Annotated in this window: 19 protein-coding genes; 13 read left to right on the top strand and 6 right to left on the bottom strand. The window is 62.8% G+C overall.

Translation table 11 applies throughout. From position 1 onward, the window contains the following. Positions 1-7 precede the first annotated feature (7 nt). Entirely contained in the window at positions 8-601 is a 594-nt protein-coding gene (locus tag ACQ4WP_RS04405) for a PRC-barrel domain-containing protein (protein ID WP_436518853.1), read from the bottom strand. A 237-nt stretch (positions 602-838) separates the two neighbouring features. Here ACQ4WP_RS04405 and ACQ4WP_RS04400 point away from each other — a divergent pair, with 237 nt between their 5' ends. From ACQ4WP_RS04400 to ACQ4WP_RS04390, 3 genes are all read left to right on the top strand, one after another. Continuing rightward, positions 839-2,053, top strand: a complete 1,215-nt coding sequence (locus ACQ4WP_RS04400) for an extracellular catalytic domain type 1 short-chain-length polyhydroxyalkanoate depolymerase (protein ID WP_436518852.1) — start codon at positions 839-841, stop codon at positions 2,051-2,053. A gap of 319 nt (positions 2,054-2,372) precedes the next feature. Further along, entirely contained in the window at positions 2,373-3,587 is a 1,215-nt protein-coding gene (locus tag ACQ4WP_RS04395; RefSeq protein WP_436518851.1) for an MFS transporter, read from the top strand. 83 nt (positions 3,588-3,670) lie between these two features. Next, a complete protein-coding gene (locus ACQ4WP_RS04390) occupies positions 3,671-5,704 on the top strand; it encodes a GNAT family N-acetyltransferase (protein ID WP_436518850.1) in 2,034 nt (677 codons plus the stop codon). Between the two features lie 52 nt (positions 5,705-5,756). On the opposite strand, the gene ACQ4WP_RS04385 is transcribed toward ACQ4WP_RS04390, so the two are convergent. Beyond that, on the bottom strand, positions 5,757-7,022 hold the full coding sequence (locus ACQ4WP_RS04385) for a putative Na+/H+ antiporter (protein WP_436518849.1): 1,266 nt from the start codon (positions 7,020-7,022) through the stop codon (positions 5,757-5,759). Between the two features lie 217 nt (positions 7,023-7,239). Between ACQ4WP_RS04385 and imuA the strand changes: the two genes are divergently transcribed. The 4 genes from imuA (at position 7,240) to ACQ4WP_RS04365 (ending at position 11,000) form a co-directional block, all read left to right on the top strand. Beyond that, on the top strand, positions 7,240-7,950 hold the full coding sequence (gene imuA / locus ACQ4WP_RS04380; RefSeq protein ID WP_436518848.1) for a translesion DNA synthesis-associated protein ImuA: 711 nt from the start codon (positions 7,240-7,242) through the stop codon (positions 7,948-7,950). Next, positions 7,880-9,367, top strand: a complete 1,488-nt coding sequence (locus ACQ4WP_RS04375) for a Y-family DNA polymerase (protein ID WP_436518847.1) — start codon at positions 7,880-7,882, stop codon at positions 9,365-9,367. Before imuA ends, ACQ4WP_RS04375 begins: the two co-directional genes overlap by 71 nt. 99 nt (positions 9,368-9,466) lie before the next feature. After that, on the top strand, positions 9,467-10,171 hold the full coding sequence (locus ACQ4WP_RS04370) for a glutathione S-transferase N-terminal domain-containing protein (RefSeq protein WP_436518846.1): 705 nt from the start codon (positions 9,467-9,469) through the stop codon (positions 10,169-10,171). A gap of 70 nt (positions 10,172-10,241) precedes the next feature. After that, positions 10,242-11,000 (top strand): alpha/beta hydrolase family protein, encoded by a 759-nt coding sequence (locus tag ACQ4WP_RS04365; protein ID WP_436518845.1) that lies wholly within the window; start codon positions 10,242-10,244, stop codon positions 10,998-11,000. A gap of 183 nt (positions 11,001-11,183) precedes the next feature. Here ACQ4WP_RS04365 and ACQ4WP_RS04360 read toward each other — a convergent pair whose 3' ends face one another. Beyond that, entirely contained in the window at positions 11,184-11,534 is a 351-nt protein-coding gene (locus ACQ4WP_RS04360; RefSeq protein ID WP_099668403.1) for a hypothetical protein, read from the bottom strand. 222 nt (positions 11,535-11,756) lie between these two features. Between ACQ4WP_RS04360 and ACQ4WP_RS04355 the strand changes: the two genes are divergently transcribed. The 5 genes from ACQ4WP_RS04355 to coaD all read left to right on the top strand — a co-directional run bounded on the left by ACQ4WP_RS04355 (position 11,757) and on the right by coaD (position 17,311). After that, a complete protein-coding gene (locus ACQ4WP_RS04355) occupies positions 11,757-12,230 on the top strand; it encodes an Hsp20 family protein (protein WP_436518844.1) in 474 nt (157 codons plus the stop codon). Positions 12,231-12,504: 274 nt separating this feature from the next. Continuing rightward, the gene (locus tag ACQ4WP_RS04350; RefSeq protein WP_436518843.1) at positions 12,505-14,019 is read left to right on the top strand and encodes a Do family serine endopeptidase; all 1,515 of its coding nucleotides are present in this window, start codon (positions 12,505-12,507) and stop codon (positions 14,017-14,019) included. 31 nt (positions 14,020-14,050) lie between these two features. Beyond that, positions 14,051-14,710: a response regulator gene (locus tag ACQ4WP_RS04345; protein ID WP_010400558.1), complete on the top strand. Its 660-nt coding sequence runs from the start codon at positions 14,051-14,053 to the stop codon at positions 14,708-14,710. A gap of 2 nt (positions 14,711-14,712) precedes the next feature. Further along, entirely contained in the window at positions 14,713-16,047 is a 1,335-nt protein-coding gene (locus ACQ4WP_RS04340) for an ATP-binding protein (RefSeq protein ID WP_436518904.1), read from the top strand. A 118-nt stretch (positions 16,048-16,165) separates the two neighbouring features. Further along, a complete protein-coding gene (gene coaD, locus ACQ4WP_RS04335; protein ID WP_436518842.1) occupies positions 16,166-17,311 on the top strand; it encodes a pantetheine-phosphate adenylyltransferase in 1,146 nt (381 codons plus the stop codon). 39 nt (positions 17,312-17,350) lie between these two features. Here coaD and ACQ4WP_RS04330 read toward each other — a convergent pair whose 3' ends face one another. Beyond that, entirely contained in the window at positions 17,351-19,561 is a 2,211-nt protein-coding gene (locus ACQ4WP_RS04330) for an OsmC domain/YcaO domain-containing protein (RefSeq protein WP_436518841.1), read from the bottom strand. A 220-nt stretch (positions 19,562-19,781) separates the two neighbouring features. On the opposite strand from ACQ4WP_RS04330, the gene ACQ4WP_RS04325 reads away from it, so the two are divergent. Beyond that, positions 19,782-20,285 carry a hypothetical protein gene (locus ACQ4WP_RS04325; protein ID WP_436518840.1) on the top strand — a complete coding sequence of 168 codons (504 nt, stop codon included), beginning with the start codon at positions 19,782-19,784 and terminating at the stop codon, positions 20,283-20,285. 150 nt (positions 20,286-20,435) lie between these two features. On the opposite strand, the gene ACQ4WP_RS04320 is transcribed toward ACQ4WP_RS04325, so the two are convergent. Together ACQ4WP_RS04320 and ACQ4WP_RS04315 are read right to left on the bottom strand one after the other, a co-directional pair. Continuing rightward, positions 20,436-22,838: a TonB-dependent receptor plug domain-containing protein gene (locus ACQ4WP_RS04320; protein WP_436518839.1), complete on the bottom strand. Its 2,403-nt coding sequence runs from the start codon at positions 22,836-22,838 to the stop codon at positions 20,436-20,438. A 165-nt stretch (positions 22,839-23,003) separates the two neighbouring features. After that, entirely contained in the window at positions 23,004-23,789 is a 786-nt protein-coding gene (locus tag ACQ4WP_RS04315) for a PhzF family phenazine biosynthesis protein (protein ID WP_436518838.1), read from the bottom strand. Positions 23,790-23,849 lie beyond the last annotated feature (60 nt).

The following is a 23,849-nucleotide window of genomic DNA, read 5'->3' as shown; positions in this document are numbered from 1 at the left end:
GTCCTGTTCATCTCGTCTCATCTTCATCACCGCGCGAGGAGCGCCAGCCGAGGTTGCCCACATCGCCCTGGCTGCTGCCCGTGCCGGCGCGGCTGCCGCTCATGGAGGTGCCGGACATGCTGCCGTCGCTGCCTGATTGCAGACTGGCGCCACCGCGCAGCTCGCTTTCCGACTGCATGCGGCCGCCCGCCATGGCGCCGCTGCCATAGCGCGTGCCGCTGCCATAGAACGCTTCCATCTGCTGGTTCCACGCATCGCTGCCCATGTCGGGCCAGTTGTTCTTGTCGAAGCCGGGTGCGTCTTTCAGCTGCTTTTTTTCCACGTTGAGCAGGAAGCGCTTGTTGACGGGGTCCAGGGTCAGGTGTTCCCAAGGGACGGCAAACAGCTTGTCGCCCATGCCCAGGATGCCGCCGAAGGACAGCACGGCATAGGCGATCTGGCCGGTGCGCATGTCGAGCATGATTTCCTTGATGTCGCCCAGTTCTTCGTCGCTGTGATTGTAGACATCGTCGCCGAGCAGGGTGTCGGCCCCCATCAGGGCCGGCCCCGGGCCGTCGTGGTTGCGGTATATGCCCAGGATGTCGCGGTCCAGATAGCTCATGGTGTTCTCTCCTCGTGAAGTGCTGATCGAGTCCCCAGATTACGCATGCGCACAAGGTCGCGTTTGATCTGCCTCAATGGTGTCTGCGGCACTTTTATCGGTGTGCAAACGTACGGTGTTGTCCGCCAATTGCGGTACTCTATGCGTTCTACGGAGGAGGCCGCACATGCTGACGATGCAACGATGCAGTGGGATGAACTTGCGCTACGCTCCACAACGACACGCGCGCCGCTTGCCATGGTGAAGCCCGCCACCAAATGGCTGCGCGGGCTATTGCGCGCCGGCAAGGCGCAGCAGCGCACGGCGAGCAGGCTGGCCAAGGTGCTGTTCGGGCCCGTGCCAGCCAAGCCCAAGCCTCGCAAGGTCGTGAGCAAGGTCGTGAGCAAAACCGGCGCCAAGGCAGTGGCGAAAACCGTCGCCAAGCCGCGCGCCAGGCCCGCCAGCGACGCCGTGCCCTCGCTGGCGCCCTTCGCCACGCCCCTGTCGCCCCCGCGCGTGCGCAAGCGAACGGCGCCTCCGCCGGGCAAGTGGCTGGCGGCCCACTATGCGCCGTTGCCTGAACTGGGGCAGTTGCCGGGCCGGCGCCTGCCGTATTTCCTGTACCTGCCCGAAAAAGCGCCGAGCGCCGCCATGCGCAGCCGGGGCCGGCCGCTGCTGGTGATGCTGCACGGCTGCGAGCAGAGCGCCACGCAGTTTGCCGAAGGCACGCGCATGAACCGCCTGGCCGAGCGCAAGGGCTATGCCGTGCTGTATCCGCAGCAATCGTTGCGTTCGCATGCGCGCCGCTGCTGGAAGTGGTACGACAAACTGACGCAGGAGGGCGGCGGCGACGTGCGCCTGATCGTGGGCGCCGTCGAGCAGGTGGCGGCCCGCTACGCGATCGACCGCGCACGCATCTATATCTGCGGCATTTCCGCCGGTGCCGGCATGGCGCATATCGTGGCCTTGAACCATCCGCATTTGTTTGCCGCGCTGGGTCTGCATTCCGGGCCCGTGTTTGGCGCCGGGCATAACCTGATCGGCGCGCTGCAGGTGATGCAGCATGGCGCTGCCGCCCGCACCGACGCGGCCATCGATGAAGTGCTGGCGCGCCAGCCTGCGTTTCCCCGTCTGCCCACCATGCTGCTGCAAGGGCAGGCCGACAAAGTGGTGCGGCCCATTAACCAGACGCAGCTGGTGCGCCAGAGCGTGCGCGTCAACCGCCTGCCAGCCGATACGCTGGTGACGGCGCAGCGCTTGCCTGGCGGTGCGGCGGGCGGACGCAATCCGGCGCATGCGTATGCGCTGCACGACTATCAGGTAGGCAAGGTGGTGCTGCTGCGCGTGGCGCAGGTCGAGCACCTCGAACACGCCTGGAGCGGCGGCGATGCCAGCCTGCCGTTCAACGACAAGGCCAAACCCGACGCCAGCAAGATGCTGCTCGATTTCTTCGCCAGCCACCGCCGCCGATAGGCTGCCGTGCCGCGCGCCGCAACGGCGCGGCAGGCACTGGTACGCACCGTTCCTCTCTTTTCCGCAGCGCTGGCCGTGCCGCCGCACGGCCGCGCCAGCGCGCCTGTCGCACCTTTTTCAGCTCCGTCACCGAATGCCGTCCTGCCCTCGATTTCTCATTAGTGGTATTGCTTCGGTATGTAAAAATCACAAAAAAAGGCGCTAAAAATACTAATTGGTATACAATTGGTACACGTTTTCAGTGTGAGACGTGTCCGCCGTCCCATGCCCCGACGGTAGACATGCCCTGACGGCAGCCACCCACGTTACGGAACGCGCCATGTCCATCAAGTCCAGGCAGTTGTTGTGGTTTTTTGCGTTTTTCCTCGTTTTTGAACTGAATATCTATCTGTCGAATGACATGATCATGCCGGCGATGCTGGGCATCGTCGACGAGTTCCAGGCGGAGAAAAAGTTCGTCCCCCTGTCCCTCAGCCTGTATCTGCTGGGCGGCAGCTCGCTGCAGATTTTCCTGGGCCCGCTGGCCGACACTATCGGCAAGCGCAAGCTGGTGCTGACCGGCAATACCTTGTTCCTGCTGGCCACGCTGGCGGTGCCGTTTGCTACGTCCATCGAGCAATTTCTCGCCCTGCGTTTCATCCAGGGCATGGGCTGCTGCTTCATCTTCGTCGGCTATGCCATGATCCATGAACTATTCGACGACATGGCGGCCGTCAAGCTGAGCAGCATTTTGTCGAGCACCACCATCCTCGCGCCCCTGGCCGGCCCCATCCTCGGCAGCGCCATCATCAGCCGGCTGGACTGGCGCTACGTGTTTTTCCTTTCCGGCCTGCTGGCGCTGCTGTCCTTGCTGGGCCTGTTCAAGACCATGCCGCGCGTGGCGCTGACACAGCCGCGCCTGGATGGCCGCGCCATCGTGCACAGCTATGTCGCCATTTTCAGCAACGGGCGCTTCATGTTCGGCATGTTCACGGCCGGGCTGGCCACCGTGCCCCTGACGGCCTGGATCGGCTTTTCGCCCATCTTCGTGCTGCAGGAGATGGGCGCCTCCTACGCTACCTATATCGCGCTGCAATGCGTGATTTTGTCGGGCTTTGTGCTCAGCAGCATCGCCATCCAGCGCCTGCGGCAGGATTTCCCGCTCGTGCATCTGCTGCGCCTGGGCGGGCTGATCGCGGCCGCCGGCATGTTGGGCGCCGGCGCGGGCCGCCATCACGTCGATGTATTTGCCGCTTGCATGTTTGTCTATTCCATCGGCTTCGGCCTGTTCAACGGCGCCCTGATCCGCAGCGCGCTCACGGCCAGCAAGGAATCGATGACACTGACGACGGCCGCCATGAGCTTGCTGTACTGCATTTATCTGTCTGCCTGGCTGCAGCTGTACAACGTGCTGTGCCAGCGCTTCGGCTATGCGCTGGAAACGTATGCGCTGCTGAATATCCCCGTCATCGTGGTCATCGCCGCCTGCCTGCTGCTGTTTACGCGGGGCATGGCGGGGCGCCGGGAAAGCGAGGTGCTGCTGGCCCGGCACTGATGGCGCAACGATGCGCATGTTCTCGACCTTGATTTACCTCCTGCGACGTTTACTGACACTCTCCTGCGGAAGATGGTGCGCCCATGAAAATAGATGACCTGGCCTCGAAACACGATCAAGCAAAGATTTTCAACCTGGAGTACGAATTTCGCATCCACCGGCTGAAACTCGATTACATCACCCTGGCCGATGACCGACCGGCCGGCAGCGATCTGGAACAACTGGCCGTGGAGCACCAGGCGGGCATCGCCGCCCTGCGCAGCTTCGTCGCCGCCAATTTTACGCATTTCAATGCCGCAAGCTGTTCCTCGCTCAGCTGCATCCCCACGCGGGCGCTGGGCGATGACGAGCGCTATCTGCACCGCATCTGGATGGGCGGGCCGTTGCCGGCCATCGCCTGTGAAGCGATCGGGCAGTGGGGCGCGGCGTTGGAAGAGGTGCGGCACAACGGCGGCGCGCCGTATGTCTCCATCCTGTGGGCTTGGGATGCGCAGCAATTGCGCCATGATGCGCGTTTCAGCCCCACGGGCGGCGCCGGGCGCTATACGATAGGCCGTTACGCCATCGACGGCACGACCCTGCATATCAACTCGCTGCGCGCGCTGGCGCTGGACTTTGCGCCGGCCCGCTTCGACATACTCGATACCCTGCATACGCAGCGCTACTTCGCCACCCTGTCCGATTATTTCCGCATCCTCATCATGTGCGAATACGGCGGCATATATATGGATGTCGATACGATCCCGCACAATCCGGCGACGATTTTCCTGATGAAGCCGGAAGTGCCCGATTATTTCCAGCGCAGGGAATGCGAGGGCGAAGCGCGCCAGCATGTCAGCTGGATGAATCTGTTTCTCGATGAAACGGGCATGCTGATCGCCAAGAAGAACGATGCCGCGCTGCGGGTGATCCAGCGCAATGTGAACCTCGCCTATGCGGGCATCGATGGGGAGATTCCCCATTCTTGTCCGCAATTCGAGGCGCAGCTGTTCGGCCAGTTCTATGCCGAATGGAAGAAAAACCTGGGCGTGACCCTGCTCAGTCATGCCGAGTTCTACCAGCGCTATTGCGTGCTGTATGACAGCGCGCACGAAGCGGTGGCGGGCGGCATCCGCGGTATGCGTTTGCTGGACGATATCATTACCGACATACACATCCCGCTCAGCGACGAGGAACGGCGCGCGTATGCGCGCTGCGTCGCCAGGCTCGATGAAATCGACTGGCAACTCGACGATCCTTTGCACCTGGTCAACATCGTCGATGTATTCGACATCGAGGAAGTACCGCGCATGGCGTATGCGGCCCAGCTGCGGGCGGAAATCGATCACTTCCACTATTACTCGGTGCTGTCGGACGACCCGCAGCTGGACCGCGTGAATGCCGTCTTTTGCCGCTACCTGCTGGCCCACCGTTCGCAGCATATTGCCGCCGGCAATTTCTGGCGCCCCACCGTGGGCCGCCACGGCAGCCGCATGCCGGCCATCGGCGATGCCGCCCCGTCCGGCGACGAGGTGCAGGCGGGCTTGCTGTCGCATGCGCCGCTCAAGCTGGTGGCGGGCGAACTGCTGGGCGACGAGACGAAGAACCGCATGGCGAAACTGCTGTTTGCCACCAGCTACCTCGAATACTGCTCATTCGGCAATAAACTCAATCTGCAGTTCGTCGAATTGCAGCGGCGGCAGAATATCGATCCCTACCTGGCGCATATCCACGGCCTGCATGACGAGGACGGGCGCTTCATCGGCTTTTTCACGGCCGCGACGATGGCCGAGTTCCAGGTTTGCGGCGCCGTGTCATATTACCGCGATGACATGAAGGCGCTCGACGATGCGTATGACGCATTCGTGCTCGCGCATGCGCGCGCCGACGACTGTTTTGTCAGCAGCCTGGCCATCGATGAGAAATACCGGGGGCAGGGCCTGTTCCGGCAAATGTTCCATGAAATCCGCGACCTGGCCAGCCGCAAGGGCTGTGCGCGCATCACCTTGACGGTGTGGGAAAAGAGCGAAGCCTTGCAAGTGTATCTGCACAAGGGTTTTCGCAGCGTGGGCACGTTCGACTATGCCTACAGCCTGTTCTATGACCGGCTGCACTTCCTGGTGCATGAAGGAAACTGAGGAGGGAAATTGAGGGCAGCGGGGGCGGCTGGCAGCCGCCCCGTGATGAGGCTTACAGGGCCAGGAAGGCCAGGCCCGCCACGGCCGTTGGCAGCAGGGCGCCGGCCAGCAGGCCGACCGCGCCGATCGATTCATCCTTGAAGCCGCGGCGCAGCAGGGCCACGCCGGCCGGATTCGGCGCGTTGGCGATGACGGTCAGGCCGCCGCCAGCCACGGCGCCGGCCATCAGCATGTATTTCGCTTCGTCCGTCATGCCGACGATCAGCGAACCCAGGTAAGTGAGGGCGGCATTGTCGGTAATCGCCGTCAAACCCAGGGCGCCGAAGAACAGGGCCAGCGGTTTCAGGCTCGAGACGATGGGCTGCAGCCACCATTGCTGCATGCCGCCCAGTACCACCAGGCCGCCGAGGAAGAAGCCGACCAATAAACCTTCCTTCAGGATCAGCGGGCTTTGATAGCGCTCATACGCCTGCACGAAGCCGAGGAAGAACAGGAACAGGCCGATGAACAGCACAGGATGGTGCGCCAGGATGACCACGCCGGCCAGCACGACCATGTGCACCAGGCTGACGGCCAGCGGCACTTTTGGCGCTTCCACCTCGCCGGCCTTCGGTTTGATGTCGGACGTGTTGCTGTGCAGATATTTGCGCAGCAATATGCTCACGCCCGTGGCATTGACCAGCACGGCGATGGAGGCTTTCCAGCCGAAATGGGTGGCCATGAAGGCGCTGTCCCAGTTCCACGTGGTGGCCACCATCAGCACGGGCGGCGCCGCGTACGAGGTGAGGGTGCCGCCGATGGAAACGTTAACGAAGAGCACGCCCAGCGCGCCGTATTTCAGCCATTCAGGGATGCCGGGGCGGAAAATTTGCGGCGCCAGCATCAGCGCGGCCAAGGTCATGGCGGCCGGTTCCGTGATCAAGGAGCCCGTCAGGGGCACGAGCGCCAGGCCCAGCCAGACGAGGGCCAGTTCCGTGCGCAAAGGCATCACGCGCGCCACGCTTTTCAGCAGGCGCTGCATGGCGTCGAGCACGGGGCGTGAGGCGGCCACGACCATGACGACAAAGACGAACAGCGGTTCCGTGTATTGGCGCGACTCGGCATACTCGATGGCCGCATCGCCGCCCGAGACAAAAGCCATGATGATGATCAAAATGAAGGCCCAGAAGCCGAACACGACTTCCACTTCGCCCAGCAAGTGCAGCAAGCCTGCATGGCGGGGATGGCGCCGCGACAATGTTTCAAACGACTTGGCGGCGAAGGTGTGGATGAGCGCAAGGCCGAAGACGACGGCGCTGATGATTTGGATGGCGGTCAAATGCGTTTCCTTATGGACGGAGGAAGCCGACTGGTACTTTGCCAGGCGGTAAGGAGAGTGCTTATGGTACAGCAATCGATGCCAAAAACGGGGTTTTTCGCACATGGCGGAGCGGCCTCCGGGAAGGCCTTGCGCAGATAATAAGCAGATAAGCCTTGCCAAAAAGAGGACTGGATAGTACTGTATATGCATGCAGTATTTATCTTCATGTTCAATTATGCAACATTCCCAATTGATGGTCGCGCCGGAAGCCTTGCACCCGTCTTTATGGCGCGCATCGCAACTGGGACAGGGCGCCACGCGCTGCCTGGACACGGGTTTTGCCGCCCTGTCCGCGCAACTGCCCGGCGGCGGCTGGCCCAGCGGCAGCCTCATTGATCTGCTGGTGCAGCAGCCGGGTAGCGGCGAATTGCGTTTGCTGGCGCCCGCGCTGGCGCAGCTGCCGGGCTTGCCCATCGTGCTGCTGCAGCCGCCCCATCCGCCGCAGGCGCTGGCCCTGGCTGCGCAGGGCCTGGCGCCCTCGCAACTGCTGTGGCTCAAAAGCGCCGGCAGCAAGGATGCCTTGTGGGCAGCGGAAAACATCTTGCGCAGCGGCAGTTGCGGCGCCTTGCTGTTCTGGCAGTCGCACGTGCGCGCCGAAAGCCTGCGCCGGCTGCACCTGGCCGCGCAAGGCGGCAATACCCTGTTCTGCATGCTGCGCCCGCTGCACGGCGCGCAGGATGCGTCGCCGGCGCCGCTGCGCCTGTCCGTGCGCCCGGCCGCCGGCGGCATCGAGATCGGCTTCATCAAGCGCCGGGGACCGCAGCGCGACGCGCCCCTGTTCCTGCCCCTGCAACCTCCTTCTTTACTGCTGCGCCATGCGACTCTGGATCGGCCTGTGCCTGCCCCGGCTCCCGCTCGAAGTGTTTTGCCCGCGCTGGTCGGCTGACCACCTGGGCGTGGTGCTGGAGCAGGAGCAAGTGATGGCCCTGTCGCCGCTGGCGCGGGCGGCCGGCATTCGGCCGGGCATGCGCCGCGCGGGCGCGCTGATGCTGGCGCCGCAGGCGCACCTGCACGAACGCTCGCCCGAGCTGGAAGCGCAGGCCCTGCAAGCGGTGGCGCTGGCGCTGCTGCAGTACTCGCCGCTGGTGGCGCAGGGCGAGGAAGCGACCCTGCTGGTCGATGCGGGCGCCAGCCTGCGCCTGTTCGGCGGCGTGCGCGCCCTGTGCCGGCAGATTGCGGCCAGTTTGCGCGCGCTGGGCTATACGGCCCAGCTATCGTGCGCGCCCACGGCGCGCGGCGCCTGGTTGCTGGCGCGCGCCGGTACGCGCCGGGCCCGCGTGCTGGGCATGAATAGCCTCATCCGCCGCCTCGACCGCCTGCCGTGCGCCTTGCTGCCGCCCGCGCGCCCCTATCTGGACTGGTTCGACGGCATCGGCTGCCGCACTCTGGGGCAGCTGCGCCAGTTGCCCTGGCCCGGCTTGCAGCGCCGTTGCGGCGGCGCCTTGCTGGACATGCTCGACGACGCGCATGGCCACAGCACGGAACTGTTCGTCTGGGTGGAAGCGCCGCCCACGTTCCGTGCCAGCCTGGAATTGTTCGACCGCGTGGAGCATGCGGACGCCTTACTGTTCGGCGCGCGCCGCCTGCTGCAGCAGATGACAGGCTGGCTGTGCGCGCGGCAATTTGCCGTCGAGCGCATACAGCTGCTGCTGGCGCATGAGCGGGGCAGGGTGGCGCGCCCGCCCACCGTCATCGACCTGGCGCTGGGCGAGGCCGTCTGGCGCGACGAGCATTTATTGCGTTTGCTCAAGGAGCGCCTGGCGCAACTGGTGCTGGACGCACCGGTGATCGGCCTGACCCTGGAAGCGCTGCAGGTGCAAGACATGGCGCCGCCCAGCGAGAGCCTGTTTCCCGAGCCGGGCGGCACGCCGCAGGAACGCCAGCGCCTGATGGAATTGCTGGTGGCGCGCCTGGGTGCCGAGAATGTCTTACAGGCATCGCCGCGCGCCGATTACCGTCCCGAGGCCGCCAACCAGTGGCTGCCGCTGGCAACGAAGCCCGGTGGCAAGAAGGTGGCGCCGGACTTGCCGCCCGGTTTGCCCGGCATGCCCCGCCCCGGTTGGCTGCTGGCCCAGCCCATCGCCCTCTTGATGCGCGAGCACCGGCCCTTCTATGGCTCGCCCCTGAAGATGGTGTCTGTCGCCGAGCGCATTGAGGCGGGCTGGTGGGGCCAGTCGCAGGCGCGCGATTATTTCATCGCGGAAGGACGCGACCACGCCCATTACTGGGTCTACCGCGAACGCATCGCCGGCAGCGGAGAAGATGCCGCGCCGCGCTGGTTCCTGCATGGTTTGTTTGGCTGAGTGGCGGCCAGAGCGCTTCAAACGGCGCGCAACGCACATTGCCATGCTTGGCTATACTTGCTTTCTTGCGCCGCGTCAACCACTTCAATAAGGATTTCCATGTCCCGACTTTCCGACTTCCCCATCACCGAGAAATGGCCTGCCCGGCATCCCGAGCGCCTGCAGCTGTACTCGCTGTCCACGCCGAACGGCGTCAAGGTCTCCATCCTGCTGGAAGAGCTGGGTCTGGCGTACGAGCCGCACCTGGTCAGCTTCGAGCAGAACGAGCAACTGTCGCCCGCATTCCTGTCCCTCAATCCAAACAACAAGATTCCCGCCATCCTCGATCCGAACGGTCCCGACGGCCAGCCGCTGGCCCTGTTCGAGTCGGGCGCCATCCTGCTGTACCTGGCCGAGAAAACGGGCAAGTTCATCCCCCAGAATGCGGGCCTGCGCTATGAAACGATACAGTGGCTGATGTTACAGATGGGCGGTATCGGACCCATGTTTGGCCAGGTGGGCTTTTTCCACAAATTCGCCGGCAAGGACTACGAAGACAAGCGTCCGCTGGAACGTTATATCGGCGAGGCCAAGCGTTTATTGGGCGTGCTCGAGCAGCGCCTGCAGGGCCGCGACTGGATCATGGGCGGGCAATACACGATTGCCGACATCGCCATCTTCCCGTGGGTGCGCTGCCTGGTGGGGTTTTATGGCGCTGGCGATCTCGTCGGCTTCGACAATTTCCCGAATGTGCAGCGCGCGCTGGACGCGTTTCTGGCCCGCCCTGCCGTCATGAAAGGCATCGACATACCGAAGCGTGCTTAAAACAGCTGGCGGCCGGGCGGCGCTACAATGCGCCATCGGCCGCGCTGCGCGGCAGCTTTGATCTGAGACAATGAAATCCACCCGGCAAGACTTTCCCGGCGCGCATGGCCATGTGCTGGCGGCGCGCCTCGATGCGCCCGACGGCGCCATCCGCGCGTACGCGCTGTTCGCCCACTGTTTTACCTGCGGCAAGGATGTGCTGGCCGCGCGGCGCATCGCGCAAGGCTTGACGGAACACGGCATCGCCGTGCTGCGCTTCGACTTCACGGGGCTGGGTGCCAGCGAGGGCGAGTTTGCCGCCACCAATTTCTCGTCGAATGTTGACGATTTGCTTGCCGCCGCCGATTTCCTGCGGGCCAGACACTCTGCGCCGCAATTGCTGATCGGCCACAGCCTGGGCGGCGCCGCCGTGCTGGCCGCTGCCGCGCAAGTACCGGAAGCCACCGCCATTGTCACTCTGGCCGCCCCCAGCACACCCGCATATGTCACGCGCATGTTCAGCGAGCACCTGGAGCGGATCGCCGCCGAGGGCGAGGCGCTGGTGCAGCTGGAAGGGCGGCCATTTCGCATCCGCCAGCAATTCGTCGACGACGCGGGCAGCCACAGCTTAAAAGAGCACATCGCCGGCCTGCGCCGCGCCCTGCTGGTGATGCACGCGCCGAACGACACGACGGTGAGCCTGTCGAACGCAATGGATATCTTTACGGCGGCCAAGCACCCGAAAAGCTTCGTTTCGCTCGACGATGCCGACCACTTATTGACGGGGCGCGATGATGCGGCGTATGTCGCCAACGTCATCGCCGCGTGGAGTGCGCGCTATATCAACTAAGCTCAACTAAGCGGTCACCCATGAAAAACGCCGCGGCAACAGAAGCTGGCGCGGCGCAGATGGTGTCGGTCTAGTTGAATAAGCTGAGTGCCTGAAAAAATGCCCAGGGCTAGGCGCCTTGCCGAAGGCAGTACGAATGTACGACGAGGCACGGCAACAACGCCACGGGTTTTTTGCAGGTGCTCAGTCCTCGTCAAACTCTGCTGATAAGTCTTTCCAGCCCTTGCTCACGGCAAAGGCGGAAAACTCCTCGGGGGCTTCCAGAACGATCAGTTTCTTGTCTTGCAGGCCCAGATCGCCATGGCCGAAGTCGGGGCCCACGTAGCCGAGGCTGCGCAGGCGGGCCAGGATGTGGCCGACCAGGGTCTTGTCCTTGCAGGCGCCCGCTTCGAGCGGGGCGGCGAAATCGACGTAGACGTCGATGATGCCGTAGCCTTCGTCGAAGATGCGGATGGCCTTGATGTCGTGGGCACGGCCGGAGCCGTCGGTGGCCTTGAAGGGGCCGCTGAGCTGGATGTCGGTGTCATTGTTCATGCCGCCAGCATACACCAAAAGCCGGCCCCGCATAGGGGGCGCCATGCAAATCCCTCTGGATGGGCCATGTAAAAATTTCTTACAAATTTAGCGGTGTCTGGGGCGCTTTTCGTCAATTTCAAGGCCTTGAAAGGGGGCTGGAGAGGCCGTATATCGGTAACAAGCGGATGCTCATGGTGAGGTCCGCTCTTCTTATCGCTTCATTTGAAAAGGATATTTATCATGCGTACTTTTGACCTTGCCCCCCTGTACCGTTCCGCCATTGGCTTTGACCGCCTGGCACAGCTGCTCAACGAACAGCGCGCCGATGCACAGCCGAGCTATCCGCCCTACAACATCGAACTGGTATCGGAGGATAAATACCGCATCGTGATGGCATTGGCCGGCTTCTCGCGCGAAGAGATCGATATCATCACCGAACGCGACTCGCTGCACGTCACGGGCCGCAAGCAGAAAGATTGTGTTGAGCGCACGTTCTTGCACCGCGGCATCGCTGCCCGCGATTTCGAACAACGCTTCCAGTTGGCCAACCACGTGAAGGTCACGGGCGCCACGTTTGAAAACGGCATGCTGACCATCGACCTGGTGCGTGAAGTGCCGGAAGCGCTGAAACCGCGCAAGATCGAGATCGGCACCGGCAGCGACACCAGTGTCGGCGCTACTGTCAGCGCGCTGGAACAGCGTCAGGCAGCCTGAACTGAGCTGATTTCGGCGCCAAGCGCTGGCATAGGCGGGAGGGGGTAGCCCCTCCCCATGCAGTAAAATACTGGCCGGTTGATCCGGCCAGTGTCACGTCTGGAGCCCGTTCGGGCCCTTTATTGATCGCCATGCGAGGTGCGTGTGGCACGCAAGATTAAACCATGCTTAAAGACGCAAATGCCTGTTTCCAAATGGAAAAATGTTAAGCACCGCCTAAGACTCGTGGCCCACTATTGCATACATCAAAATCTCATTGAATGAGGAGCAATTCATGGAACAGCAAACGAATACCGCATCCCTGAAAATCAAACGCACTGTAGCCGCGCTGGCCGCGATCGGTGTGCTGGGCGCCGGCGGCGCCATGGTGATCCATCAGAACAATGCTGGCGCGAATGCCGCCGCCGGCACTCCCGCCGCTCCCGTGGCTGCAGCCGTGGCGCCCGCCGCTGCCGCGCCGCTGGTGGCCTTGCCTGACTTTAGCCAGATCGCTTCGCGCAATAGCCCGGCCGTCGTCAATATCAGCGTCACGGGCAGCACCAAGGTGGCGTACGACCCATCGGCTCAGGCTGGCAATGACGATTTCGGCAACGACCCCTTCTTCGAATTCTTCCGCCGCTTCCAGGGGCCGCAAGGCGGGCAGCGCGGTGGCCGCGACGTGCCCACGCATGGCCTCGGTTCCGGTTTCATCGTCAGTCCGGACGGCATCATCATGACGAATGCCCATGTGGTGCGCGATGCGCGCGAAGTGACCGTCAAGCTCAACGACCGCCGCGAATTCCGCGCCAAGGTGCTCGGCACCGATCCCAAGACCGATATCGCCGTGCTGAAGATCGATGCCAACAACCTGCCCATCGTGCCGCTCGGCCATTCGAGCGACCTGAAAGTGGGCGAGTGGGTGCTGGCCATCGGTTCTCCTTATGGCTTCGACAGCACGGTGACGGCCGGCGTGGTCAGCGCCAAGGGCCGTTCCCTGCCTGACGACAGCAATGTGCCGTTCATCCAGACGGACGTGGCGGTGAACCCCGGCAACTCGGGCGGCCCGCTGTTCAATACGCGCGGCGAAGTGGTCGGCATCAATTCGCAGATCTATAGCCAGACGGGCGGTTTCCAGGGCCTGTCGTTTGCCATCCCCATCGACCTGGCCGGCCGCATCAAGGACCAGATCGTCGCCACGGGCAAGGCCAGCCATGCCAAGCTGGGCGTGACGGTGCAGGAAGTCAACCAAGGCTTTGCCGACTCGTTCAAGCTGGCCACGCCGGAAGGCGCCTTGGTCGCCAATGTGGAGCGGGGCAGCCCGGCCGACAAGGCGGGCCTGAAGTCGGGCGACGTGGTGCGCAAGGTGAATGGCCAGCGCATCATCGGCTCGGCCGACTTGCCCGCGCTGGTGGGTACCTCCTTGCCAGGCGACAAAATCAGCATGGATGTCTGGCGTGACGGCAAGATCGTCAGCCTGACGGCAACCCTGGGCAATGCGGCCGACAAGGTGGCCGACGTGGCGAAGAGTGACAGCGCGGCCGGCAAGGTAAAGCTGGGCCTGGCCCTGCGTCCGTTACAATCGGATGAAAAACGCGAGGCGGGCATCAGCGCCGGCCTGCTGGTGGAAGACGCGGGCGGTGCTGCCGCGAATGCCGGAGTGCAGCCGGGCGACGTGCTATTGTCGGTGAATGGCCGCCCCGTCAACACCGTCGAGCAGGTGCGCGACGTGGTGGAAAAATCCGCCAAGTCGGTGGCCTTGCTGATACAGCGCGGCCCCGACAAGATATTCATCCCCGTGCGTTTGGGTTGAAAACGAGAATAACGAGATAGAGAGGCAAGCCATGCGCTTATTGCTGGTAGAAGACGACACGATGATCGGCGAGGTGGTGCTCGATTTGCTGCGCGCCGAGCATTACGCGGTGGACTGGGTCAAGGATGGCGACATGGCCGACACGGCCCTGCAGACGCAGACCTATGATTTGGTGCTGCTGGACCTGGGCTTGCCGCGCAAGGATGGCCTCGATGTGCTGCGCTCGATGCGTTTGCGCAAGCTCGATACCCCGGTGCTGGTGGCCACGGCGCGCGACGCCGTCGAGCAGCGCATCGCCGGCCTCGATGCGGGCGCCGACGATTACGTGCTGAAACCGTATGATCTCGACGAATTGCTGGCACGCATACGCGCCCTGCTGCGGCGCGCCTCGGGGCGGCCGGAACCGATTTTCGAACACCAGGGCGTTTCCATCAATCCGCTGACGCGCGAAGTGATCGCCGAGGGTCACCCGGTCAACCTGTCGGCGCGCGAATGGGCCGTACTGGAAGCCTTGATCGCGCGCCCCGGCATCGTGCTGTCGCGCGCGCAGCTGGAAGAAAAGCTGTACAGCTGGAAGGATGAAGTCAACAGCAATGCCGTGGAAGTGTATATCCATGGCTTGCGCAAGAAGCTGGGCAGCGACTTGATCCAGAACGTGCGCGGCCTCGGCTACATGGTGCCCAAGGCATGAGGATGAAGGTCACGGTGACGCACTCGCTGCGCGGCCGCCTGCTGTGGTTTTTGCTGGCGGCCATCATCATGGCGGCCCTGGCGCAGGCGTCGATCGCCTACCGCAGCGCCCTGTACGACGCAGACCAGATTTTCGATTACCACATGCAGCAGATGGCCCTGTCGCTGCGCTCCGGCGCGCCGCTGGCCAACCATGCGCAAGCCTTGCCGGCCGATCCTGTCAACAACGACATGGTGGTGCAGGTGTGGACGCCGGACGGCGTGCAGGTGTTCCGTTCGATCACGCGCGCGGAACTGCCGCAGCGCGCCGTGCTGGGCTTTTCGAACGTGAAGGCGAACGGCACCACTTACCGCATCTTCTCCGTGCAAACCAGTTCCCAGACCGTGCAGATCGCCCAGGACATGGCCGTGCGCAAGCGCATGGCCGGCAGCCTGGCCCTGCGCACGGTGGGGCCCATCGCCCTGATGGCGCCGATATTGATGCTGGTCGTGTGGTGGGTCGTCAGCGGTTCGCTGGCACCCGTCTCGCGCGTGCGCAAGCAGGTGGCGGCGCGCCAGGCGGACGATCTGTCGCCCGTCTCGGAAGCGGGCTTGCCCGACGAGGTGCGCCCCCTGGTGCATGAATTGAACCTGCTGTTCGGGCGCGTGAAGACGGCGTTCGACGCGCAGCAGCATTTTGTTGCCGACGCCGCGCATGAATTGCGCACGCCGCTGGCCGCCCTGAAACTGCAGGTACTCAGCCTGGAGCGGGCCGAATCGGAAGAAAAGCGCAGCCTGGCGATTTCGCGCGTCAGCGCCGGCATCGAGCGGGCCACGCGCCTGGTCGAGCAACTGCTGGTGCTGGCGCGCCAGGAAGCGAGCGCCGCCAGCGGCGACCAGCTGCAGGCGGTGGATTTGAACGATGTCGTCAAGCGTGCGCTGGGCGACATGGCCGGCATCGCGCAGGCGCGCAAGATCGACCTGGGCCTGCACCACATGGACCCGGCCAGGGTGGCGGGGCAGGCCGACGCCCTCAACATCATGCTGCGCAACCTGGTCGACAATGCCATCAAGTACACGCCGCAGGGCGGCACGGTCGACATCGACCTGCGCGCCAGCCCCGTCGGCGTGACGCTATCTGTGGAAGACAGCGGCCCCGGCATCCCGCCCGAGGAGCGCGAACGCGTCTTCAGCCGCTTCTACCGCGTGCCCGGCACGGACGCCAACGGCAGCGGCCTGGGGCTGGCCATCATCAAGGCCATCGCCGAACGCCATGGCGCGCGCCTGGTGCTGGATAAATCCGAGCGCCTGGGCGGCCTGTGTGTGCGCGTGGAATTCCCCTTGACGGCAAAAAAATGAGGCAGATTTCCCTCCAGATCGAGGCGGGATGAGGCGGATCTTTAACCGCGTGCATTGACGTGCGCGCCGTGGCCCTATATTGTCTGCGAAACAAGCAGAACCAGACCACGGAGCGCACATGCAGAGAATCGGATTTTCAGGAACCCTCGATCCCATCACCAACGGCCATATGTGGGTGATCGGCGAAGCGCGTTCGCTCGCCGACGAGGTGATCGTCTTCCTGTCGCAAAACCCTGCCAAGAAGCCGCAATTTCCCGCCGAAGACCGCAAGCGCATCATCGAGCAGAGCGCGCGCGAGTGCGGCTGGGAGAATGTGCAGGTGGTCATCGTCAAGGGCGACTACACGGCGCGCGCGGCGAAAAAGCATGGCTGCGACTACCTGATCCGCGGCATCCGCACGACGGCCGATTTCGACTATGAAAACCTGATCCAGCAAACCAACGTGGACGTGCTGCAGGGCGCCAAGACGATTTTCGTCATGCCGCCGCGCGACCTCGGTTCTGTCAGCTCCAGCTTCGTCAAGGCGCTGGAAGGCCCCGTGGGCTGGAACTGGACCATGAAGAAATTCGTCCCCGGCCCGGCCTACCAGGCGTGGATACTCGACTGCCTGCGCAAGGAGTGGCAAGCGCTGTGGAATTACGCCACCGCCTCGCAAGCGGACATCGCGCTGGCGGATCACTGGTTCGCGCACCTGACGGGGCCGCAGGCATATGGTGGCGCAGACCGTCATTATCACAACCTCGACCACCTGGTGCACGGCCTGTCCGAGATCCGCGTGTGGGCCGACAATACCTATGCGCCCAAGCGCGACAGCGCGCTGGTCAAGAAAGCCTTCTGGTTCCACGACGCCGTCTACAGCCACGACGACGATGCCCTGTATTCCAGCGAAGAGGCCAGCGCCCAGCTGTGGCTGGCCAGCGGCCTCGATGCGGGCGACAACCAGGACGTGGCGCAATTGATACGCGCCACCGACCATTTCCAGGGTCCCGGCATCAGCCACGTGCTGAAGGACGCCATGCTCAGCGCCGACCTGGCCATCCTCGGCCAGGACGAGGAAGTGTATCAGGCGTATACGCAAGCCATCGGCCGCGAATACGCGCATGTGGACCCCGTGCGCTTCAACGAGCAGCGGGGTCTGGCCCTGCAGCATTTATGCGGCAAGGCGCAGGCGGGCCAGCTGTTTGGCGATGCGTATTTTGCCGACCAGTACAATGAGCGGGCGATAGAGAACATGCAGAAAGAGATCGCGGCGCTGGCCGGCTGATTCTCGTCAGCCGGTTGCAGCCAGCCCTGATTTTCCGCCCTAGCTGGCTGTGGCTGTGGCCGCGGCCTTGGCGCGCGCCGCGTGCAATTTCTTGAAGCTGTCGATCAGGCGCTGGTGCCTGTCGAGGCCTTCCAGTTGCATGCTGGTCGGGGTCAGGCCGAAGAAGCGCACGCTGCCGTCCACCGTACCCAGCACCGCGTCCATGCGGGCGTCGCCAAACATGCGACGGAAATTGAGCACGTAATCGTCCAGCTCCAGCTCGTCATCGAGTTCCACTTCCAGCACCACGTTCAAGGCTTGATAAAACAGTTTGCGATCGAGCGTGTTGTCGTTGTACTGCAGGAAGGTTTCCACCAGCTCTTTCGCCTCTTCGAATTGCTGCAAGACGAGATGAATCAGCAGCTTCAATTCCAGCGTCGTCAGCTGGCCCCACACCGTATTTTCGTCAAACTCGATGCCGATCAGGGTGGCGATGTCGCCGTATTCGTCGAGCTCGCTGTTTTCCAGGCGTTCGAGCAGGTCTTCCAGGCTGGCATCGTCCAGGCGGTGCAAGTTCAGGATGTCGGCGCGGAACAGCAGCGCCTTGTTGGTGTTGTCCCAGATTAAATCTTCGACCGGATACACTTCCGAATAGCCTGGCACGAGGATACGGCAGGCGGTGGCGCCCAGCTGGTCATACTCGGCCGTGTAGACTTCCTTGCCCATGTCGGCGAGGATGCCGAACAGGGTCGCCGCTTCCTCGGCATTCGAGTCGTCGCCGTGGCCGGAAAAATCCCACTCGACAAAATCGTAATCGGCCTTGGCGCTGAAGAAGCGCCACGAGACGATGCCGCTGGAATCGATGAAGTGTTCGACGAAGTTATTCGGCTCGGTAACGGCTTCGCTGGCAAAGGTGGGTTGCGGCAAGTCGTTCAAGCCTTCAAAACTGCGCCCTTGCAGCAATTCCGTCAGGCTGCGCTCGAGCGCCACTTCCAGGCTCGGGTGCGCGCCGAACGAGGCAAATACGCCGCCCGTGCGGGGGTTCATCAGGGTGACGCACATCACCGGGTATACGCCGCCCAGCGATGCATCCTTCACCAGCACGGGGAAACCCTGTTCTTCCAGCCCCTGGATGCCAGCCAGGATGCCGGGATACTTCGCCAGCACTTCCTGCGGCACGTCGGGCAGGGCGATTTCGCCTTCGAGGATTTCGCGCTTGATGGCCCGTTCGAAAATTTCCGACAGGCATTGCACCTGCGCTTCGACCAAAGTATTGCCGGCGCTCATGCCATTGCTGACGTACAGGTTTTCAATCAGGTTGGACGGGAAATACACGACCTCGCCATCGGACTGGCGCGCATACGGCAGCGAGCAGATGCCGCGCTCCGCATTGCCGGAGTTGGTGTCGACCAGGTGCGAGCCACGCAGCTCGCCATCGGGGTTGTAGATCTCCAGGCAGTAGGCATCGAGAATCTCCTTCGGCAGCGCATCCTTGCGGCCCGGCTTGAACCAGCGCTCGTTCGGGTAATGCACGAATGACGCGTTGGCAATGTCCTGGCCCCAGAACGAACCGGCGTAGAAATGGTTGTTGCTGAGCCGTTCGATATACTCGCCCAGGGCCGACGCCAGCGCGCTTTCCTTGGTCGCGCCCTTGCCGTTGGTGAAACACATGGGCGAGTGCGCGTCGCGGATATGCAGCGACCAGACATTCGGAATGATGTTGCGCCACGAGGCGATTTCAATCTTGATGCCCAGGCCTGCCAGCAGACCGGACATATTGGCGATGGTCTGTTCCAGCGGCAAGTCCTTGCCGACGATATAGGTATTCGCGCCAGGAGCCGGATTCAGGGCCAGCAAGGCCTGGGCATCGGCATCCAGATTCTCTACCTCTTCAATGACGAACTCTGGCCCCGCTTGCACCACTTTTTTCACCGTGCAACGGTCGATCGAGCGCAGGATGCCCTGGCGGTCCTTGGCGGAGATATCGGCCGGCAGCTCGACCTGGATCTTGAAAATCTGCTGGTAACGGTTGTCTGGATCGACAATATTGTTTTGCGACAGGCGGATATTTTCGGTGGAAATATTGCGTGTATCGCAATACAACTTCACGAAGTACGCGGCGCACAGTGCCGATGATGCCAAAAAGTAATCGAACGGGCCAGGCGCTGAACCATCGCCCTTGTAGCGGATGGGCTGGTCGGCGATGACGGTAAAATCGTCGAACTTGGCTTCGAGACGCAGCTTGTCGAGAAAGTTGACTTTAATTTCCATGAGGTAATCCAATACTGTGCTTATGAGTTAGCCGCTATTATCCGTTCTTTCCGCCGCAGGGCAAAGATTGTTCACTGCGGCCGTGCCCGCCGGGAGCCGCGAGGCCAGGCAAGGGACAGGAAGCAGACTGATAATATGCGAGGCGATCAAACTGAACATGCGAATAACATTAATGAGACACGGCGAGCCTAACCTCGCCAAGGGACGCTGGATAGCGCCGATGCACATGGGACAGTGGATTGATCTCTACAATCAATCGCTCATCAAAGAGGATGACATACCTGCAGAGTGCCCCATGGCAGCGCTATCCGCCTCCACTATCGTGGCAAGCACTGCACCAAGGGCATGCTCGTCGGCCAGGGCACTGGGCGACTTGCCGTTCATGCAAGAGGCGATTTTCACTGAGGCCGAGCTGCCCTTTGCCCTCTGGCGTGCACCTTGGCTGCCGCCCGAAGCCTGGGCAGCGATTTTTCGCCTGCTCTGGCTGTTCGGTTATGCGCGCGGATCGGACTCGCTAACGATAACCCGGCGGCGCGCCAGGGCTGCCGCCGAGCGGCTTGTTGCGCTGGCCGACAGGGGGCCTGTGCTGCTTGTCGGACATGGCATCATGAATCGTTTGATCGGCAAGGAATTGCAGGCATTGGGTTGGCTTGCCCGCAACAGGCAAGGCAGCCAGTACTGGAGCATGGGCGTTTATGAGCTATCCGTGGAGCCACGGCGCTAGCGGGACATCTATCGCGTGGGAAGCGCCTGCCTGGGGGGCAAGCCATCTCTCATCAAGCTCCTGCTATCCGGGCGCGTGTCGATGCTGGCATAAAAAAACAGCGGCTGCCCATGCTGGCGCAGCCGCTGTTTCTTTAGGCGGACAGGGCGATCAGAACTTCACCCACAGTCTGCCAAAGTACGAAGCGCCATTCAGGCCGAATTGCACGCTGTCGTACTTGAAACCGTTATCCGTCTCATCCGCGTTTTGCGTGGTCGGCTTGACGTTGAAGATGTTGTTGCCGCCAAAGGTCAGCTTGGTGTTCTTGCTGATGCTGTAAGTAAAGCTCAGGTCGGCCGAGGTCTTGGCCTTGTAGCGGGCGTTCGGTACGCCTTCGGCCGTGCCGCTGAAGGTGCCCAGGGTTTGCGGGCCAAAGTAGATGATGCGCAAGTCCGACTCCAGCTTGCCCGTGATGTAGTCGAAGCCCAGGGTGGCTTTCGCGCGCGGGCCGCCCTGTTCGATGAACAGGCGTTCGCGCTCGGACAGCAAGACATCTTCGAAGCCCGTCAGCGAGGCGGGCGTCTTGACTTTCGTCACTTCCGTTTTGCTCAAATTCAAGGCCAGGAAGGTGTTCAGGCGGTTGCCTGCCAGCTCGCCCTTGTGCGAGGCCGTCAGGTCCAGCCCACGCGTGCGCGTGTCGATGGAGTTGACGAAGAATTGCGCCTCGCCCACGCCCAAGAGGGCCAGGCGCGCCGCCAGGTCCGGATAGTTGTCGGCATTGAAGCGGCCCGACAGCACGATGCGATCCTTGATCTTGATGTTGTACAGGTCGGCCGTGATGGAAATGGCTTGCGTGGGCGTCCAGGTGGTGCCCAGCGTAAAACTGGTGGATTTTTCCTCTTTCAACTTGGGAATGCCGGCCGCGTTGGCGACGGCGCCGCCGTTCGGCGCCAGCACCACGTCGGTGGGCACGCCGCCGATGAAGTCGGTGAAGGTGGACGAGAAATACACTTGCTGCAACGATGGCGCGCGGAAACCCGTGCTGGCCGAGCCGCGCAGCAGCACGTTGGGCGCCACTTTATAGCTGGCGGCCAGCTTGCCCGTCACGGTGGAGCCGAAGTCGCTGAATTTTTCATAGCGCAGGGCTGCCTGGGTTTTCAGGCGCTCCGTCCAGTCCAGTTCCACGTCGCCATACGCGGCGATGCTGTGGCGCTTGGCCTTGGTAGCGTCGCCGGGCTGGAAGCCGGGAAAGCCCTGGCTGCCCGCATTGCCGCCCACACCCACGCCATCGGCGTCGCTGTAGGAGCCTGGTTCGCCGGCCATGATCTTGTATTCCTCGCTGCGGTACTCGGCGCCGAAGGCCACGTTCATGCCGCGCATGACGGTATCGTAGTAGCGGCTGAAGTCGGCGTTGCTGGTCAGTTGCTGGAACGAGAAGCCGCCCGCATCATAGCTGCTGGCGCTGACGCCCTTGCCGCCGTTCATCAAGTCGAGATTGGCGATCGAGGCGTTCAAGGTGTGGCTGATGTCGTAGCGCATCTTGTTGTAGCCATAGGTTTGCGAAAAGTCAGCATGCCATTCGCCGATCTGGCTGCGGTGGCCGATGGTGGCGTACTGGTCGTCGATCTTGCCGTTAATGAAGGGCACGAAACCGTTCGGATACATGGCGGCGGAATTGCGCGACGGAATGTCGTCGCTGCCGATGCCGCCCCGGCCGAATGCGGCGCTGGACGCGTCGCGCGTCTGCGCGCCGGCCGTGAAGTACAGTTTGCCTGTGCTGCTGGTGGCGTAGTCGCCATTCAGGTACAGCGTCTTGTTCTTGGACTTGGTGTCGCCGATGATGCGCATGCTGTCCGCATCGGCCCGGTTCGAGCGGCCCCGGTCCAGGTATTCGCCCGTGATAGCCAGGGTGCCCTTGTCGCCCAGCGCGATGCCGCAATAGGCGGAGGTCATGTAATTCTTGCCGTCGCCTTCCGAATACTGGCTGTAGCCGGCCACCGCTTCGCAGCCCAGGCTTTTCTTCAGTTCGATGTCGATCACCCCGGCAATGGCGTCCGAGCCGTACTGGGCGGCGGCGCCGTCGCGCAGCACTTGCACGTTCTTGATCGCCAACAAGGGAATCGCATTCATGTCCGTGCCCGTGTTGCCGCGGTTGCGCGCGCCGAACAGGTTGACGAGGGCCGTCGTGTGGCGCCGTTTGCCGTTCACCAGCACCAGGGTCTGGTCGGAGCCGAGGCCGCGCAGGGCGGCTGAATCGATCAGGTCGGCTCCGTCGGCACCCGTCTGGCGCGTGGAGTTGAACGAGGGCGAGATGTATTGCAGCGATTGCGCCAGGTCGAATTGTCCGCCTTGCTCGGCCACCCTGGAAATCGGAATGATATCGACCGGCACCATGGTATCTGTGGCGGAACTGGCGACCCGGCGCGAGCCGACCACGCTGACCGTTTGCACGGGACCGTCCGTGGCGCCCGCTTCCGTGGTCTGGGCCATGGCGGCGGGACTGAAGGCGGCCAGGGTGGCGCTGCCGTACAGGCTGATGAGGACTGCTTTACGCAAGGTGGTGAGGGTGGGCACGCAGTATCTCCAAGTGGTATTGTGACTTGATTCTAGTGCCATCATTTCAGCATTCACCAGCGATACTTTGTTTTGTTATTACAAATTTGTTGTAACTGTTGTTTCCTGGTTGATTATCTTTTGGCCGCTGCCCGGCTTGCCTTGTACTGGTGCAGCATGCCCCGTTCAGGTGCTGCGTTGCACCATGCCGCCCACCCAGATTGCCTGCGCGCTGTATTGCACCTCGATCAAACAGGGCTGCTGCGTCACGTGGCCCTGATGCAAATCCAGCGACTGTTGCAAGTGGGCTGCCAGCGCCCCAGCCGCCACGCCCGTGGCGCTGTCTTCCAGCGCCGGGTCGAGGTGGTTGAAGTTGCGCCCTTCGTATGCGTTCTCGCCCGTGCGGCAATACGCATAGCAGCCGCTGACCTTGTGCAAGGCGCTCCAGTCGGCGATCAGTTCCAGGTTTGGCCGCAGCGCGCGCAGGGTGGTGCGGTCGGCCACTTCCAGCAGCAGCTTCGGGCTGCCGACGGAGGCGATGACGGGCGGCGACAGCAAGTGCATGTGCTGGCCCATGAGTTCCGACGGAATATATTTTTCCACGCTGACGGCCGGCGCGGGCTGCGGCGCCAGGCCGATGAATAGACCGGCTGCGCTGCGCACCAGCTGCAAGGCTTGCCCGCGCATGGCGGTCGTTACCGTCAGGGTTGCCGGGGCGCCAGGCGCCGTCAGCAGCACATGCGTGGCCGCCAGCGTGGCATGCAGGCACAGGGGACTGCGCGTGTGCGGATAAAAATAGTCGAGCACGATGCCGCCATTCGCTTGCCGGTCGATGAAGACGCAGGCACTCACTTGCCGCTCGCGGGCGAAGGCCTGGCGCGCCGTTACGTTGCCGTGGTCGTTTTCCACGACCAGCGCCGCATTGCCGCCACCGGGTGCGGCGCCGAAACATTTCAAGAGATGGACGATCATGGCGGTCGAGGCAAAAGGTAAAACACCAGCATAAACGATAAGCCCGATTCCAGATAAGTA

The sequence above is a fragment of the Janthinobacterium lyxosi genome (assembly GCF_051380665.1).
GTDB lineage: Bacteria > Pseudomonadota > Gammaproteobacteria > Burkholderiales > Burkholderiaceae_D > Janthinobacterium.
The sequence above is the reverse complement of the archived record's forward strand: the minus strand, read 5'-3'. Positions and strand labels throughout refer to the sequence as shown.

Excerpts from the sequence above, each read along its gene's own strand:
- ACQ4WP_RS04405 (WP_436518853.1), bottom strand. The coding sequence starts at position 601 with ATGAGCTATCTGGACCGCGACATCCTGGGCATATACCGCAACCACGAC.
- ACQ4WP_RS04400 (WP_436518852.1), top strand. The coding sequence starts at position 839 with ATGGTGAAGCCCGCCACCAAATGGCTGCGCGGGCTATTGCGCGCCGGC.
- ACQ4WP_RS04395 (WP_436518851.1), top strand. The coding sequence starts at position 2,373 with ATGTCCATCAAGTCCAGGCAGTTGTTGTGGTTTTTTGCGTTTTTCCTC.
- ACQ4WP_RS04390 (WP_436518850.1), top strand. The coding sequence starts at position 3,671 with ATGAAAATAGATGACCTGGCCTCGAAACACGATCAAGCAAAGATTTTC.
- imuA (WP_436518848.1), top strand. The coding sequence starts at position 7,240 with ATGCAACATTCCCAATTGATGGTCGCGCCGGAAGCCTTGCACCCGTCT.
- ACQ4WP_RS04375 (WP_436518847.1), top strand. The coding sequence starts at position 7,880 with ATGCGACTCTGGATCGGCCTGTGCCTGCCCCGGCTCCCGCTCGAAGTG.
- ACQ4WP_RS04370 (WP_436518846.1), top strand. The coding sequence starts at position 9,467 with ATGTCCCGACTTTCCGACTTCCCCATCACCGAGAAATGGCCTGCCCGG.
- ACQ4WP_RS04365 (WP_436518845.1), top strand. The coding sequence starts at position 10,242 with ATGAAATCCACCCGGCAAGACTTTCCCGGCGCGCATGGCCATGTGCTG.
- ACQ4WP_RS04360 (WP_099668403.1), bottom strand. The coding sequence starts at position 11,534 with ATGAACAATGACACCGACATCCAGCTCAGCGGCCCCTTCAAGGCCACC.
- ACQ4WP_RS04355 (WP_436518844.1), top strand. The coding sequence starts at position 11,757 with ATGCGTACTTTTGACCTTGCCCCCCTGTACCGTTCCGCCATTGGCTTT.
- ACQ4WP_RS04350 (WP_436518843.1), top strand. The coding sequence starts at position 12,505 with ATGGAACAGCAAACGAATACCGCATCCCTGAAAATCAAACGCACTGTA.
- ACQ4WP_RS04345 (WP_010400558.1), top strand. The coding sequence starts at position 14,051 with ATGCGCTTATTGCTGGTAGAAGACGACACGATGATCGGCGAGGTGGTG.
- ACQ4WP_RS04340 (WP_436518904.1), top strand. The coding sequence starts at position 14,713 with ATGAAGGTCACGGTGACGCACTCGCTGCGCGGCCGCCTGCTGTGGTTT.
- coaD (WP_436518842.1), top strand. The coding sequence starts at position 16,166 with ATGCAGAGAATCGGATTTTCAGGAACCCTCGATCCCATCACCAACGGC.
- ACQ4WP_RS04330 (WP_436518841.1), bottom strand. The coding sequence starts at position 19,561 with ATGGAAATTAAAGTCAACTTTCTCGACAAGCTGCGTCTCGAAGCCAAG.
- ACQ4WP_RS04325 (WP_436518840.1), top strand. The coding sequence starts at position 19,782 with ATGCACATGGGACAGTGGATTGATCTCTACAATCAATCGCTCATCAAA.
- ACQ4WP_RS04315 (WP_436518838.1), bottom strand. The coding sequence starts at position 23,789 with ATGATCGTCCATCTCTTGAAATGTTTCGGCGCCGCACCCGGTGGCGGC.